Source organism: Halobaculum sp. XH14 (assembly GCF_032116555.1).
GTDB lineage: Archaea > Halobacteriota > Halobacteria > Halobacteriales > Haloferacaceae > Halorarum > Halorarum halobium.
Genome location: NZ_CP134949.1, coordinates 2,823,957 through 2,837,035 on the forward strand (window position 1 = coordinate 2,823,957; position 13,079 = coordinate 2,837,035).

A 13,079-nucleotide genomic window follows, 5' to 3' on the forward strand; every position below is an offset into this window, starting at 1 on the left:
GTAACCGGCAAATGCGTGCCGAACCGCCTCCCGTGTCGCCGCCCATGTCCATCGCATGCCATCCTGCCCCGACGACGAGGCGAGCCCAGTTGTCGAGTCGCGGTCGGACGCACGGGCCGGCCAGCCGCGGGACGCCGGAAGTGGGGACGAGCGACCGGCGGAGCACCCGCGTCGGCCGGTCACCGATGGCGGCGAGGACGAGGCGGAGGAAGCCGAGGAGGACGGGAGCGAACACGAGCAGAACGGGAACGAACAAGAGCAGGACGAGGAAGCGGCCGAGGAGTCGGCCGCGGAAGCCGAGCAGGAGACGCCGGAGGAGGCCGAGGACGACGAGGAGTCCGCGGAGGAGGAACGGGATGGGGAGACATCGGAAGAGGATGAGGGCCGCTCGCGCGTCCTCCACCTCGACCTCCAGGGGCTGTTCCTCGACCTGCTCGGCCTCGAAGTCGACCTGAACGAGGTCGTCCTGGACGTCGACGCCGTCGAGGGGAACGACAACCTGCTGGGTAACCTCCTCTCGGGCGTCGCTGGCCTGCTCAGTCCGCCCACCGGCGGCGGCCTCAGGGGGCTGCTCGGTAGCCTGACCGACTTCGACGGCGTCGGCGGGTTCGGCGGCCTCGGCGGCCTCCTCGGGTCCTCGGACGAGGATGACGAGGAGGGGGAGGGACGCATCTCGGGGATGGTCTCGTCGGCGAAGGAGTCGGTGTCGGAGACGGCGGGCGACGCGCTGGAGGAGGTGGACCTCAACGACCTGCTGACGGACCTCCTGAAGGAGTTCGTGAACCAGCTGTTCGAGACGAGTTCAGACGAGTCGAACGGGGAGTCCGAGTCATGAGCGACGACGGCGGCGGCGACGCGGAGGCGGGCGGACTGCTGGAGACCGTCGAGGGCATCGACTTCGAGGAGGTGTTCGAGGGGACGCCGCTGGAGGGCTCGTTCGCGGAGAGCGGGTCCGTCTCCGAGACCGTCGGCGGCTACATGGGGTCGGTCGTCGGCAGAAGCGTCGGCGAGTGGCTCGGCGGCCTCGTCGCCGGCGCTCTGCTCAGCGCGCTCGAGGTGGGTGGGGAGGAAGGGGAGAACGAGGAGGGCGAAGACGTGGGGGAGGAAGAGGAGGACGACGGCGGCGAAACGGAGCGAGACGAGGAGGAAGAACCCGACGACGGAGAGGGCGGGGAGTCGGCGTGACCCGCACCCGCTGCCGGTTCGCACGGGGTGAGCGTCCGTGAGCGACGCGCCGGACCCCAGGGAGGCCCTCCTCGACGAATTCACCGAGCAGACGGACCTCCGGGATCTGGTGAGCGGCGACGACCTGACCGAGCGACTCGACCTCGAATCGCTGGGTCGGGCCGTCGGCAGGGCGCTCGGGGCCACGGTGGGGCGACGGCTCGGACGCGAACTCTCACGTCGCGTCCGGTCGGCGGTCCCGTTCGTCGGCGGGTCGGACCGGGACCGACCGTCGGTCGGGCGCGTCCTCGAGGCGCTGGCCGTCGCCGTCGTCAGGACGGTCTCCCGGCCGCCGTACCGCGGCGCGATCGGCGACGCGCTGTCCGCGCTGGTCGAGAAGCGCGAGGCGGCGCGGGAGGCAGCCGAGTCCGCCGAATCGACGGTCGAGGACGCAACGGAAGCGGCAGGGGAGACGGCGGAGAGTGCGACCGAAACGGCCGGGGAAACGGCGGAGTCGGCCGCCGACGCCGCGTCGGACGCCGGGTCGAGCGCAGCCGACGTGCTGCCGACCGACCGGGACGACATCAAGCGCGACACGTACCGCGAACTGCTGGAGGTGCTGTCGTACTCGGACCTCCAGTCGGTCGCCAAATCGGTCGACGTGACGGCGAACCTGAGCCGCGAGGAGATGATCGACGCCATCGTCGAGGAGTTCTCCGCGGGGGACGTCGAACGGGGCGAGGGAGAATCGGAGGACGACGGCGAGGGTGACGGGGACGAAGCGAACGACGACGGCGACGAAGCGAACGACGACGGCGACGAAGCGAACGACGACGGCGACGAAGCGAACGACGACGGCGAGGATGACGGAAACGGAGCCGACGGGGGGAGCGACTGATGGGCGAGGACGTCGCCGGGGACCGGGAGGACCGGTCGCTGGAGCTCACGGAGCAGTTCTCCGAGACGGCCGAGGCCGTCGCCCCCCTGCTCGATTCCGACGACGGTGGCTCGCCCGACGACGAGGAGGCGGCCCGGGAGACCCTCGGGGACCTGGCGGCGACGGTCCGCGACGCGGGGTTCGACGACCTGCTCCGCGCGGCCGGCGTGGAGAACCTCCCGGAGGACCCGACGCCGGCCGACCTCCCGGAGCTGATGGCCGACGCGGACGAGGGTGACCTTGCCGTGGTCCGTCGCCTGCTCGGTGCCCGCGACCTGGCCGACGGGTGGGACGCGATGGAGTCCGACGAGCGGACCGAGCGGCTCATGGACCTCTTCGGCGGCGTCGCCGACGTGGACGAAAAAGCGAGGGAGGGCGGGGAGAAAGCGGAGTCGGATGACGCCGAAGCGGAGACCGACTCGCTCGCCGACCGACTCCGGGAGGCCGCGGACGAACTCGTTGCGGGTGAGGGGTCGGAGGCCGACGAGGACGACGGGAGCGACGAGGGCGAGACGGACGAGGACGAAGCCGAGCGGCGCTCGGATCGAGAGTTCCCCGGCCGACGGCGGCGCTACTCGTCGGTCCCGTCGCGCAGGCCGGACATGCGCGGCGTGGGGCGCGCGTCGACGATGCCCCGGCGCAGGCGCGACGGGTAGGGCGAGCCCCCGCGGTCGCCGGTCCGGGCGCCGGTCAGTCGGCGAGGCGTTGGTCCGCGAGGCGCCGGAGGACCGCCGCCGTCGTCCGGATGCCGTTCTCGAAGCAGTCGAGGTCGAGGTGCTCGTTGGGCGAGTGGTTGCCCTGGTCGGGGTTCGCGTACGGGACGACGAGCACCGGCACGTCGGCGAGCGCGTCGACGCGCCGGAAGAACGCGGCCGGGAGCGACCCGCCCAGCACCGGAAGTTCGACCGGTTCGTCGCCCCAGACGGCCGCGAGCGCGTCTCGAACCGGGCCGGCGGCCGGGGCGTCGACCGGCGTCTTCATCGGCGGGAACGTCGTCCCCTTCGTCACCCTCACGTCGGGGTGTTCGTCGGCGACGTGGTCCCGGAGAGATTCGAAGACTGCGTCGGGGTCCTGGCCAGGAACCAGCCGGCAATCGCACTTGGCCGTGGCCTCGCTGGGGATGACGGTCTTGCTTCCCTCGCCCTGGTAGCCGGAGTCGAGGCCGTTGACGCTCAGCGTCGGTTCGAGGAGGAGCCGCTCGTAGTACGACCGGTCGGTCGCGAGGTGGGTGAGCCCGAGTTCCTCCCTGATCTCGTCCTCGTCGTCCGGGAGGCGGTCGACCAGTTCCCGGTCGGCGTCGGTCACCTCGCTGCCCTCGTGGAAGCCCTCGACCGTGACCCTGTCGCCGTCCACCATCGAGGCGAGCACCTCGGTCAGTTCCGTCGCGGCGTTGGGGACCGGCCCGCCGAAGTTGCCCGAGTGGAGGTCGGCGTCGGCGGTCGTCAGGTCGAGCCGGAACGTCAGGATGCCGCGGTTGCCGTAGATGAGCGTCGGTCGGCCGCTCCGATGCTGGGGGCCATCGGCCACGTACACGAGGTCGACGTCGGCCAGGGCGTCGGGACCGGTCGCCAGGTAGTCCGCGAGCCCGCGACTGCCCGACTCCTCGCCGCCCTCGACGAGCAGCTTCACGTTCACGTCCGGGAGTTCTCCAGCCCTGTCGAGCGCGTCCACGGCGAACGCGTGGCAGGCGAACTGGCCCTTGTTATCGCCGGCGCCGCGGGCGTAGATTGCGCCGTCGCGGACCGTCGGCTCGAACGCCGGCGAGTCCCACGCGCCCGGGTGTTCTGCGGGCTGGACGTCGTAGTGGCCGTAGAACAGCACCGTCGACGCGTCGTCGTTCGCGTCGGCGAGCCGTTCGGCGTACACCGCCGGATAGTGGTCCGTTTCGACTCGCCGCGCGTCGAAGCCGTGATCCGCGAGGAACTCGCGGACCGCGTCGGCGCCCTCGTCCATCCCCTCGCCGGTCGCGCTGACGGTGGGCCGAGCGAGGAGGTCGAACAGCGCCCCGCGGTAATCGTCGATCCGGTCATCGATCGTCGCGCCGACGTCGCCCGTGCTCATCGGTGGGACGGGCACGCCCGGCGGCTTCGGTGTTGCGGGGCCGGCGGGCCGTGCTGGTTCGGCGACAGCGTTCAAGTGGCTCGCGCGGAATCGCCCGGACTGCCATGGACGAAGCACTAGAAGCCGTCGAGGTCATCGCCGATTCGGGACTGGAGGGCGCGTTCGTGTGGCTGCTCAGGCTCCTCGGCCTCCTTGCGATCGCAGGAGGGCTGGGCCTCTGGCTGTTCACCGAGATGGGCCTGCTCGTCATGCCGGCGCTGCTCGTCGTCGTCGGGGTCGTGCTGCTCGTCGCGCCGAGCGTCCTGCTCGCGCTCGCGGAACTGACGTGACCTCGGACGGGGCCGCCGTTCCGGTCGAGTCGCCGTTCCCGCGGCGGCGACGTTCCTGCCCGGGACGACACTGACTCGACAGAGATTCACCAACTCTTCTTCGCCGCGTTCGGTGCGGAGCACGTCAACCGGGTTGGCCGCGACCAGAACGGCGAGGCCGACGTCGAACGGACACGGCAGACGAGAGACGGTGAGCGGTCGGGAGGCGGGTACACGCGGCCGATTTCGTCAAAATCAGCAGACGGCGTCGGGTGGAGTCCCGAGCATCGACCCGCAAACGGGGACGTGTTTCTGGCCCCGCCGAAAAATTTGATATAGCGAAATGAAGTTCACTCTCCCGAGTCGTCGAACACGAATTCGGGTCGAAAACCGCCCGAACGCTTCCGGATGCACAAGGATTACCGACCGTGAGGACGAGGTTCGGACGCTCACGTGGCGAACGAGGACGCGCGCGTCGACATGACGACCGGACCCATCAGCCCGCGGCTCTTCTCGTTAGCCTGGCCGCTCGTGCTCGGCAACCTCGTCCAGACGCTGTACAACCTCGCGGACATGTTCTGGGTCGGGCGCGTGGGGCCGGAAGCGGTCGCGGCCGTCTCGCTCATGTTCCCGCTCTCGTGGATGTTCGTCTCGACGGCCATGGGGCTCACCGCCGCGACCATCGCGCTCGTCTCCCAGCACGTCGGCGCGGGCGAGGACCGGGCGGCCGACCGCGTCGTGGGGCAGACGACGCTGCTGGCGGTGGTCGTCTCGCTCGCGCTCACGGCCGCAGGGCTGGCCGCGCGGCGGCCGCTCCTGTACTGGATCGGCGCGCGCGGCGAGGTGTTCGTCCAGTCGCTCGCCTACATCGAGGTCATCTTCCTCACGCTGCCGCTCACGTTCCTCTTTTTCGCGTTCCGGTCGTCGCTCCAGGGCGCGGGCGACACCCGGACGGCAATGTGGCTCGTCGCGGTGTCGGCAGGCGTCAACATCGTCCTCGACCCGTTTCTCGTGCTCGGCTGGGGACCGTTCCCGGCCTGGGGGACCCGCGGTGCCGCGGTCGCAACGTTCCTCTCGCGGGGGCTCGCCGCCGTCGTCGGCGTGTACATCCTCCTGCGGGGCGACTGGGGCATCCAGCTTCACCTCCGGGATCTCAGGCCGGACCCCGACCTCCTCCGCAGGCTGGTGGACGTCGGGTATCCCGGGACGCTCGACGGGTGGGCGCGGTCGTTCGCGTCGGTGGCGATGGCCGCGCTCGTCGCGCGGTTCGGCCCGGCCGCGACGGCCGCCTACGGCATCGGGATCAGGCTGATGTCCGTCTCCTGGACCGTGTCGGGCGCGGTCGGGCAGGCGACCGCGACGGGCGTGGGCCAGAACCTCGGCGCGGGGACGCCCGAGCGCGCGAGCCGGGTGACCGCGACCGCGACCGCGGGCACGATGGCGCTGCTGTTCGTGGCCGGCGGGCTCGTCTGGTGGTTCCCCGCGACGGCCATCCGGGTGTTCGTCGGCGATCCGGCCGTCGTCGCGGAGGGCGTGACGTTCCTCCGAATCATCGCGCTGTCCTGGGGATTCTTCGGCGGTCTGATGGTCGTCCAGGGCGCGTTCCGCGGCGCGGGCGACACCCGGATCGCGATGGCGCTCTCGCTGTGTTCGCGGTGGCTCTTTCGCGTTCCCGTCGCGCTCGTGGTCGCGTTCGCCTGGACCGTCACCGTGCCGGGGCTCGGGTCGGTCTCGGGGCTTGGCGTCGGCGTCGAGGGGCTCTGGTGGTCGTTCGCGCTGAGCGCGCTCGCCTCGTTCGTCGTCGGCGTCGCGTGGTTCCTCCGGGGCACCTGGACCGAGGGCGTTATCGACCGCGACGTGCCGAGCGCCGGAGATGACTAGACGGCGGTGGGAATCGGAGAAGTTCGACCCGGTCGTCGACGGGTCCTCGAACTCAGTCGTTCAGCCGTTCGCGGAGCAACTCGTTCACCGTCCCCGGGTCCGCCGAACCGCCCGTCGCGGCCATCACCTGGCCGACGAGAAAGTTGAGCGCGCCGTCGTCGCCGTCGTGGTAGTCCGCGACCGCGTCGGGGTTGTCGTCGACCGCGTCCTCGACGGCCGCGGTGACCTGGTCGTCGTCGGCCTTGCCGAGGCCCTCGCGCTCGATGACCTCGTCGGGGTCGAGTCCCTCGTCGAGCATCGTTCGCAGCACCGTCTCCTCGGCGTTCTTGGTCGTCACCTCGTCGGTGGCGACGAGTTCGACGAGGCGCGTGAACTCGTCGAGGCGGTCGGTCACGTCCTCGACGGCCATGTCGCGGTAGTTGAGTTCGCCGAGCAGGTTGTCGGCGACCCACGTCGCCGCGAGGTCCGGGTCGAACTCGGCGGCGACCGCCTCGTAGAAGTCCGCGACCGCCTTGCGCGAGGTGAGCTTCGAGGCGGCCTCCGAATCGAGGCCGTACTCCTCGCGGAAGCGCGCGCGGCGGGCGTCCGGCAGTTCGGGGATGGGGAGCTCCGCCTTCCAGTCGGACACCTGGAGGGGCGGCAGGTCGGCCTCGCGGAAGTAGCGGTAGTCCTTCTCCTCCTCCTTCGAGCGCATCGAGACGGTGTTGCCGTGCGTCTCGTTGAAGTGGCGCGTCTCCTGCTCGACGGCGCCGCCCGACTGGATGAGCCGGCGCTGGCGGCTCTCCTCGTAGGAGAGCGCCTTCTCGGCGCCACGGTGGCTGGAGATGTTCTTCACCTCGGTCCGGTTCGCGGACTCGAGCGTCTCGTCCGCGACGTCGCCGTCCGCGCCGACTTCGTCGGCCGGCACCATCGAGAGGTTCGCGTCGATTCGGAGGCTGCCGTCCCGCGAGGCGTCGAAGATGCCGAGGTACTCGAACACCTCCTCCAGCTTCTCGAGGAACGCGCGGACCTCGCTCGGGTCGCGGAAGTCGGGTTCGGTGACGACCTCCATCAGCGGCGTGCCGGCGCGGTTGTAGTCGACGAGCGTGTAGTCCGCGCGGTCGACGGAGGTGGTGCGGACGTCGAGCGACTCGGAGCCGTCCCGGACGTGCCGGAGGCTTCCCGGGTCCTCCTCCAGATGAGCGCGGCGGACCGTCACCGTCCGGCGCTCGCCCTCGTGGGAGAACTCGAGTTCGCCGTTCGCACAGAGCGGGGCGTCGTACTGGGTGATCTGGAAGTTCTTCGGCAGGTCGGGGTAGAAGTAGTTCTTCCGGTGAAAGCGGGTTTCCTCGGGGATGTCGGCCTCGAGCGCCTTCCCCACCTTGACGGCGGCCTCGACGGCGGCCTCGTTGAGGACGGGGAGCGCCCCGGGAAGCCCCAGACAGACCGGGCAGACGCGCGTGTTCGGGGCCTCGTCCTCGGCGGGCTCGGTCGAGCACCCGCAGAAGACCTTCGTGTCGGTCTCGAGCTGGACGTGGACCTCCAGCCCGATGACGGGTTCGAGGTCGGCCCGCTCGGCTGCTCGTGCCATTAGCGCCGAGTTCGCGACGCCGGAGGTAAAGGCTAACGGGACGGCGTCCGGGTCGTGGCGGGTCGCGTGCCCGACCGGGGCTCGGTGCCGTCGTGAGCGGCGCGTTCGAACGGGCGACTCAGCGCGCGTACAGCGTCGCCCCGAGCAGGTCGGCGAGTTCGACCGGGCCGGTCGGCGTGACGGCGACGTACGGGTGTGCGACCGGCCCGAACACGTCGACGACGCGCCCGACCGTCGAGAGCGAGTCGTCGACGACCATCGTGCCGATGTCGCTCGGCTCCTCGTCCTCGGGCACCCGGAGGACGGCGAGCCCGCCCGCGGTCCGGACCACGTCGCCGACGCGGCGCATCACTCGCCCCGCAGGATGGCGACGTAGGCGGCGACCGCCTGCACGAGGTCGTTCTTCGCGGTGTCCTCGGTGCCCGAGACGAGCACCCGGCCGCGCTCCTCGTACTCGCGCGAGTAGGTCCTGTCGCGCTCGATCTTGGCGTCGTAGCCGACCTGCTGGACCGCCTTCGCGATCTCGTCCACCGTCGGCTCCGCGACCGCCTGCTCCAGGGAGACGCGCCGCCCCGCCGCGCGGGTGAGCGCCGCGTCGAAGTACGCGGGCCAGAGGACGTTCTCGACCATACCGGAGAGGTGCGCGCCGCGCGGAAAAAGGGTGCTATCGACCGCGAGCGCGGTCGGCGTCGCGGCCCGGTCCGGCCGCGTCAGGGAACCGGGGTCAGTCGGCGTTGCCGGGCGCCCCACGGGGCGTCGGTGACTCCTCCTCGCCCGACTCGACCCCGTGGTCGAGCGGGTGGGGAGAGCGGAGGAACGCGATGACGCTCCACATGACGCCCGTGAGGAGCGAGCCGACCGCGGACATCGTCATCCCGAGGGTGAAGAACGTCGTCCCGTACACGAGGCCGATGGTGGCCGACGGCAGTGAGGTTCCGAGCGGGACGTTCGCCATCGAGTCGCGCAGGGTCGGCACGAGCACGACGAGCGAGAGGACGCTGCCACAGAGGAACACCAGGTCCTGCCACATCATCGGTCACCCGGGGTCGGGAGGGCTTTCTCGGCGGGAGGTTCGGTCATCGACGGGAACGAGTCGGCGGCCGGTGATAAGACTTACTCGTTATCGAGTAAGTTCTTTCGTGACGGTCGTAGGCGTCAGTTACCGTCACGGGGAGCCGGAAGATTCCCCGACTACGTCGCCGCCGCGGACGGCTCGTTGTCGGAGCCAGTCGCGCCCGTGGGCAGAACCAGCGCTGGTTTGCCCGCGGCTACCGCGTCGTCTCGGCCGCGACTACCCGGATCGCTCCTGCTCCCGTTCGCGCGCGTGATCCTCCACGTCCTCCAGCGATTCGTACTCGAGAAGCCGGTCGAGCTTGCGCTCGAACTGCTCGTCGGTCAACTCGCCGCGCGCGTAGCGGTCCCGGAGGGTCTCGATCGCGTCGCGGCTGGTTTCGTCCGGCTCGTCGGCGTCGTCGCGTTCGGTCGCGTCCTTCGACGTCGATCCGCCCCACGACCACCAGTCGTCGCCCCAGTTGTCCTCCCACCACTCCTCGACGTCCTCCTCGTCGCCGAACACAGCGCGACCAGCGGGACGACGACGACGTAGCCCAGCAGCAGCGCCGCCAGCCACCAGCTCTGTCCGGTGAACAGCGCGGCGAGCCAGATGCCGGTGACGACCGTCCCGGCGATCTCGGTCGCGTTCTCCCGGAGCCGGTCACGAGGTGTCGCGGCCATACCGATGAGAGAGCGAGGACCGGGATAAAAGGGGATGCCGGTTCGCGGGACCGACCCCTGCACGGAGCCGCCTCCCGCGCGTGGTCCTACCGCCCGCGGCGGGCCAGCAGCGCGCTCGCGAGCAGCGCCAGCGCGGCGACCGCCGCGCCGAGGCCGGCCGCGGTCGTCTCGGTCGAGTCAGGCTCGTCGGTCGGCTGGCTCGCCCCGTCCTCGGTCGGTTCGGCGGTGGGTTCGGGAGTCGGCTCGGTCTCGACGCTCACCTCGCCCCGGGCGACGAACTCGGCGTTCGCGGCCGCCTCGGGGTGGAACCCCTCCGTGAGGTTCCGCACGGCGTACACCACCGAACGCGGCGCGGGCTGGTTCAGGTAGTTCCTGTTCACCCGCACCGTCTCGTTGTTCCGCACGGCCGCGAGGCTCGCGTACGGCTCCTGTGCGGTGAGGTACGTGGTCGAGCCGGTGAGCACGAGGACCTCCGGGGAGAGCTGGACGATGACCTCGTCGTTCACCTGCGGGTACGTGGTCGAGAAGTTCCGCTGGCCGGCGACGTTCTCGCCGCCCGCGGCCTCGATCATCGCGGAGATGAACGTGCCCGTGTTGGCGACGTAGCCGCCGCCGAGCGGGTAGAGCGCGGTCGGGCGCTCCAGGTCGGCCGTCGCCGTCGCGGCCGCCTCCACGTTCGCGTCCATCCACGCGTTCGCCTCGGCCGCACCCTCGCAGTTACCCGTGAGCTGGCCGGTGAGCGTCGTCTTCTCGCGGACGTCCTCGATGGTCTTCGCCTCCGAGAAGTAGAAGACGGTGAGGCCGGCCTCGCGCAGCGCCGCGACCGTGTCGGCCGAGCTCGCGCTCGGCGCGAGCACGAGGTCGGGGTTCGTCCCGACGACCGTCTCGACGTTCACGCCGAAGCCGGCCGCCGAGACGTTCGTCCGCGACTCCGCCCCCTCGAGGTAGGTCGCGAACTGCGAGAGCCCGACGACCTGCTCGCGGCCGCCGATCTCCCACATCGTCTGGGCGGCGCTCGGGTTGAGAGTCGTGACGCGCTCGGGACGCTCCTCCACGGTGACTTCCGTCCCCGTCGCGTCCGTCGCGGTGAACGGGAACGAACAGGACTCCACGCCGTCGTCGGTCCGTGCCGCGACGCTCCCGAGGCTCGACACGACCGCGGTCGCGTCGGTCGCGGTGGCGGGGCCGGCCGACGCGGCCGGACTCGCCGCGCCGGCGGCGACGGCCGGCGCGGCACCCGCCAGCACCAGGGCGGTCGCCAGCAGGATCGCTGTGTATCGTCTCACACCCGTTCGGTCCGGACAAGACAATAAATATTTACCTAAAGCAACCCACCTTGTCATCGTGCGAGTCTGGGGCCGGGCAGCCGTCGCCTCGGCGGGCCTGCTGTGCCTGCTGGTCGCCGTCGTCACGGTGAGCGCCGGCGTCGGCCCGGTCGAGGTGCCCGCGCGGAACGTGCTCGCGGCGATCGCGAACGCGGTCGTCGTCCCCGTCGGGTTCCGGCGGGTCGCGGGCGCCGCGAACGCGGGCCTCGCCGGCACCGGAATGTCGCTCGCGTACGTCCGTCCGTTCGCCTTCCCGGTCCCGGACGTGCACCAGACGATCGTCATGACCGTCCGCCTCCCGCGCATCGTGCTCGGCGCGCTGGTCGGCGTCGCGCTCGCGGCCGCGGGGACGGTCATGCAGGGCTTCTTCCGCAACCCCATGGCCGACCCCTCCATCGTCGGCGTCTCCTCGGGCGCGGCCGTCGGCGCCGTCTTCGCCATCGTCACCCCGCTGGCGCTTCCACTCGGTCTGGGCCTCCGCGGTGCCGCCTTCGTCGGCGCGCTGCTCGCGGGCTTTGGCGTCTACCTCGTCTCGACGCGGAACGGCCGGACCCCGGTCGCGACGCTGCTGCTCGCGGGCATCGCCGTCCAGACGTTCCTCGGCGCGGTCGTCTCGTTCATGCTCCTCCGTTCGGGCGAGTCGATGGAACGGGTCGTCTACTGGCTCATGGGCCACCTCGACAACGCGACCTGGGGCGACGTGAGCAGCGTCGCGCTGGTCGTGCCGGTGCTCGTCGTCGTCCTGCTCGCCTACGCGCGGGACCTGAACGTCCTGCTGCTGGGCGAGGGCGACGCGAGCGCGCTCGGCGTCAACGTCGAGCGGAGCAAGCGCGCGCTGCTGGCCGTCTCGTCCGTGCTCACCGCCGCGGCCGTCGCCGTCTCGGGCGTCATCGGCTTCGTGGGGCTCGTCGTCCCGCACGTCCTCAGGCTCGTCGTCGGCCCGGACCACCGCATCCTCCTGCCGACGAGCGCGCTCGCGGGCGGGACGTTCCTCGTCGCCGCCGACACGGTCGCCCGGGCCGGGGCCGCGGAGGTCCCGGTCGGCATCGTCACCGCCGCCGCCGGCGCGCCGTTCTTCCTCTATCTCCTCCGCAAGCGCGAGGTGTACGAACTGTGATCCGGGCGCGCGACGTCTCGGTCGAACTCGGCGGCGAACGGGTGCTGTCGAGCGTTTCCCTCTCGGCGGAGTCGGGCGAACTCGTCGGGCTGGTCGGCCCGAACGGCGCGGGGAAGACGACGCTGCTGTCGACCCTGAACGGGACGCTCTCGCCCGAATCGGGGGGCGTGGAGATCAACGGGACCGACGTGGCCACGCTCTCGGCCAGGGAGGTCGCCCGCCGGGTCGCCACCGTCCCGCAGGACACGTCGCTCTCGTTCGAGTTCACCGTCGAGGAGGCCGTCGAGATGGGCCGAACCCCCTACGTCTCTCGGTTCGGACGGACGACGCCCGCGGACCGCGACGCGGTCCGGACGGCCATGGAGCGCGCGCAGGTCGCCGAGTTCGCCGAGCGCGCCGTCACGACGCTCTCGGGCGGCGAGAAACAGCGGCTGCTGTTCGCCCGCGCGCTGGCCCAGGAGACGCCCGCGCTGCTGCTCGACGAGCCGACCGCGAGCCTCGACATCAACCACCAGTTGCGGACGTTCCGGCTCGTCGAGGACGCCGTCGCGGACGGGAAGGCGGCGCTCGCGGCCATCCACGACCTCAACCTCGCGGCACGCTTCTGTGACCGACTCGTCCTGCTCGCGGGCGGCGAGGTCCGGGCCGAGGGCTCGCCCGAGGCCGTGCTGGGCGACGACGCGCTCGCGGCCGCGTTCGGCGTGGAGACCGTGCTGAACCGGGATCCGGCCGTCGACGCGCCGCTCGTCACCGCGCTCTCCGAGGGCGAATAGGGCGGGCGGTCGCCGACGCCGACCGACTCCGAAACCGACTGCCGTGACGACCGGGTGAGGAACGGAGACCGAGCGTCACCGTCGGGACCGCTCGACCGAGTTCGGTTCCGTCCGGTCCGCGTGGGACGATGAAACCGCCCGGAGACGCCGTCGCTCCGGCGAACCAACAGTTTTACCACGAGGTGTAAAGTACGCTTTACTGTAAAGGA

14 protein-coding genes and 1 pseudogene are annotated in these 13,079 nt (G+C 71.2%); 8 read left to right on the forward strand and 7 right to left on the reverse strand.

Annotated features, from left to right (window positions below):
* The first annotated feature begins 55 nt into the window (after positions 1–55).
* The 4 genes from RJT50_RS14420 to RJT50_RS14435 are packed head-to-tail and all read left to right on the forward strand — an operon-like array spanning position 56 to position 2,757.
* A complete protein-coding gene (locus RJT50_RS14420) occupies positions 56–835 on the forward strand; it encodes a hypothetical protein (RefSeq protein ID WP_313692225.1) in 780 nt (259 codons plus the stop codon).
* Positions 832–1,185 (forward strand): hypothetical protein, encoded by a 354-nt coding sequence (locus tag RJT50_RS14425; protein WP_313692227.1) that lies wholly within the window; start codon positions 832–834, stop codon positions 1,183–1,185. The genes RJT50_RS14420 and RJT50_RS14425 overlap by 4 nt, the downstream gene beginning before the upstream one ends.
* A 37-nt stretch (positions 1,186–1,222) precedes the next feature.
* On the forward strand, positions 1,223–2,062 hold the full coding sequence (locus RJT50_RS14430; RefSeq protein ID WP_313692228.1) for a hypothetical protein: 840 nt from the start codon (positions 1,223–1,225) through the stop codon (positions 2,060–2,062).
* Entirely contained in the window at positions 2,062–2,757 is a 696-nt protein-coding gene (locus tag RJT50_RS14435; protein ID WP_313692229.1) for a hypothetical protein, read from the forward strand. The genes RJT50_RS14430 and RJT50_RS14435 overlap by 1 nt, the downstream gene beginning before the upstream one ends.
* Before the next feature lie 34 nt (positions 2,758–2,791).
* On the opposite strand, the gene RJT50_RS14440 is transcribed toward RJT50_RS14435, so the two are convergent.
* Entirely contained in the window at positions 2,792–4,162 is a 1,371-nt protein-coding gene (locus RJT50_RS14440) for a M20/M25/M40 family metallo-hydrolase (protein WP_313692230.1), read from the reverse strand.
* A gap of 104 nt (positions 4,163–4,266) precedes the next feature.
* Here RJT50_RS14440 and RJT50_RS14445 point away from each other — a divergent pair, with 104 nt between their 5' ends.
* Both RJT50_RS14445 and RJT50_RS14450 read left to right on the forward strand, forming a co-directional pair.
* Positions 4,267–4,491, forward strand: coding sequence for a hypothetical protein (locus RJT50_RS14445; RefSeq protein ID WP_313692231.1), 225 nt, complete (start codon positions 4,267–4,269; stop codon positions 4,489–4,491).
* A gap of 459 nt (positions 4,492–4,950) precedes the next feature.
* A complete protein-coding gene (locus RJT50_RS14450; protein WP_425499735.1) occupies positions 4,951–6,351 on the forward strand; it encodes an MATE family efflux transporter in 1,401 nt (466 codons plus the stop codon).
* Positions 6,352–6,403: 52 nt separating this feature from the next.
* Here RJT50_RS14450 and gatB read toward each other — a convergent pair whose 3' ends face one another.
* The 6 genes and pseudogenes from gatB to RJT50_RS14480 all read right to left on the reverse strand — a co-directional run bounded on the left by gatB (position 6,404) and on the right by RJT50_RS14480 (position 10,941).
* Positions 6,404–7,921: an Asp-tRNA(Asn)/Glu-tRNA(Gln) amidotransferase subunit GatB gene (gene gatB / locus RJT50_RS14455; RefSeq protein WP_313692234.1), complete on the reverse strand. Its 1,518-nt coding sequence runs from the start codon at positions 7,919–7,921 to the stop codon at positions 6,404–6,406.
* A 118-nt stretch (positions 7,922–8,039) separates the two neighbouring features.
* On the reverse strand, positions 8,040–8,270 hold the full coding sequence (locus RJT50_RS14460; protein ID WP_313692235.1) for an H/ACA ribonucleoprotein complex subunit GAR1: 231 nt from the start codon (positions 8,268–8,270) through the stop codon (positions 8,040–8,042).
* A complete protein-coding gene (srp19, locus tag RJT50_RS14465) occupies positions 8,270–8,551 on the reverse strand; it encodes a signal recognition particle subunit SRP19 (RefSeq protein WP_313692236.1) in 282 nt (93 codons plus the stop codon). The genes RJT50_RS14460 and srp19 overlap by 1 nt, the downstream gene beginning before the upstream one ends.
* Before the next feature lie 94 nt (positions 8,552–8,645).
* Entirely contained in the window at positions 8,646–8,954 is a 309-nt protein-coding gene (locus RJT50_RS14470) for a hypothetical protein (RefSeq protein WP_313692238.1), read from the reverse strand.
* A 258-nt stretch (positions 8,955–9,212) separates the two neighbouring features.
* Positions 9,213–9,655: pseudogene (locus tag RJT50_RS18690) on the reverse strand (SHOCT domain-containing protein).
* Between the two features lie 86 nt (positions 9,656–9,741).
* Positions 9,742–10,941 carry a PGF-CTERM-anchored ABC transporter substrate-binding protein gene (locus RJT50_RS14480; RefSeq protein ID WP_313692240.1) on the reverse strand — a complete coding sequence of 400 codons (1,200 nt, stop codon included), beginning with the start codon at positions 10,939–10,941 and terminating at the stop codon, positions 9,742–9,744.
* A gap of 58 nt (positions 10,942–10,999) precedes the next feature.
* Between RJT50_RS14480 and btuC the strand changes: the two genes are divergently transcribed.
* Together btuC and RJT50_RS14490 are read left to right on the forward strand one after the other, a co-directional pair.
* Positions 11,000–12,097: a vitamin B12 ABC transporter permease BtuC gene (gene btuC, locus RJT50_RS14485; protein WP_313692242.1), complete on the forward strand. Its 1,098-nt coding sequence runs from the start codon at positions 11,000–11,002 to the stop codon at positions 12,095–12,097.
* A complete protein-coding gene (locus RJT50_RS14490) occupies positions 12,094–12,870 on the forward strand; it encodes a heme ABC transporter ATP-binding protein (RefSeq protein ID WP_313692243.1) in 777 nt (258 codons plus the stop codon). Before btuC ends, RJT50_RS14490 begins: the two co-directional genes overlap by 4 nt.
* Positions 12,871–13,079 lie beyond the last annotated feature (209 nt).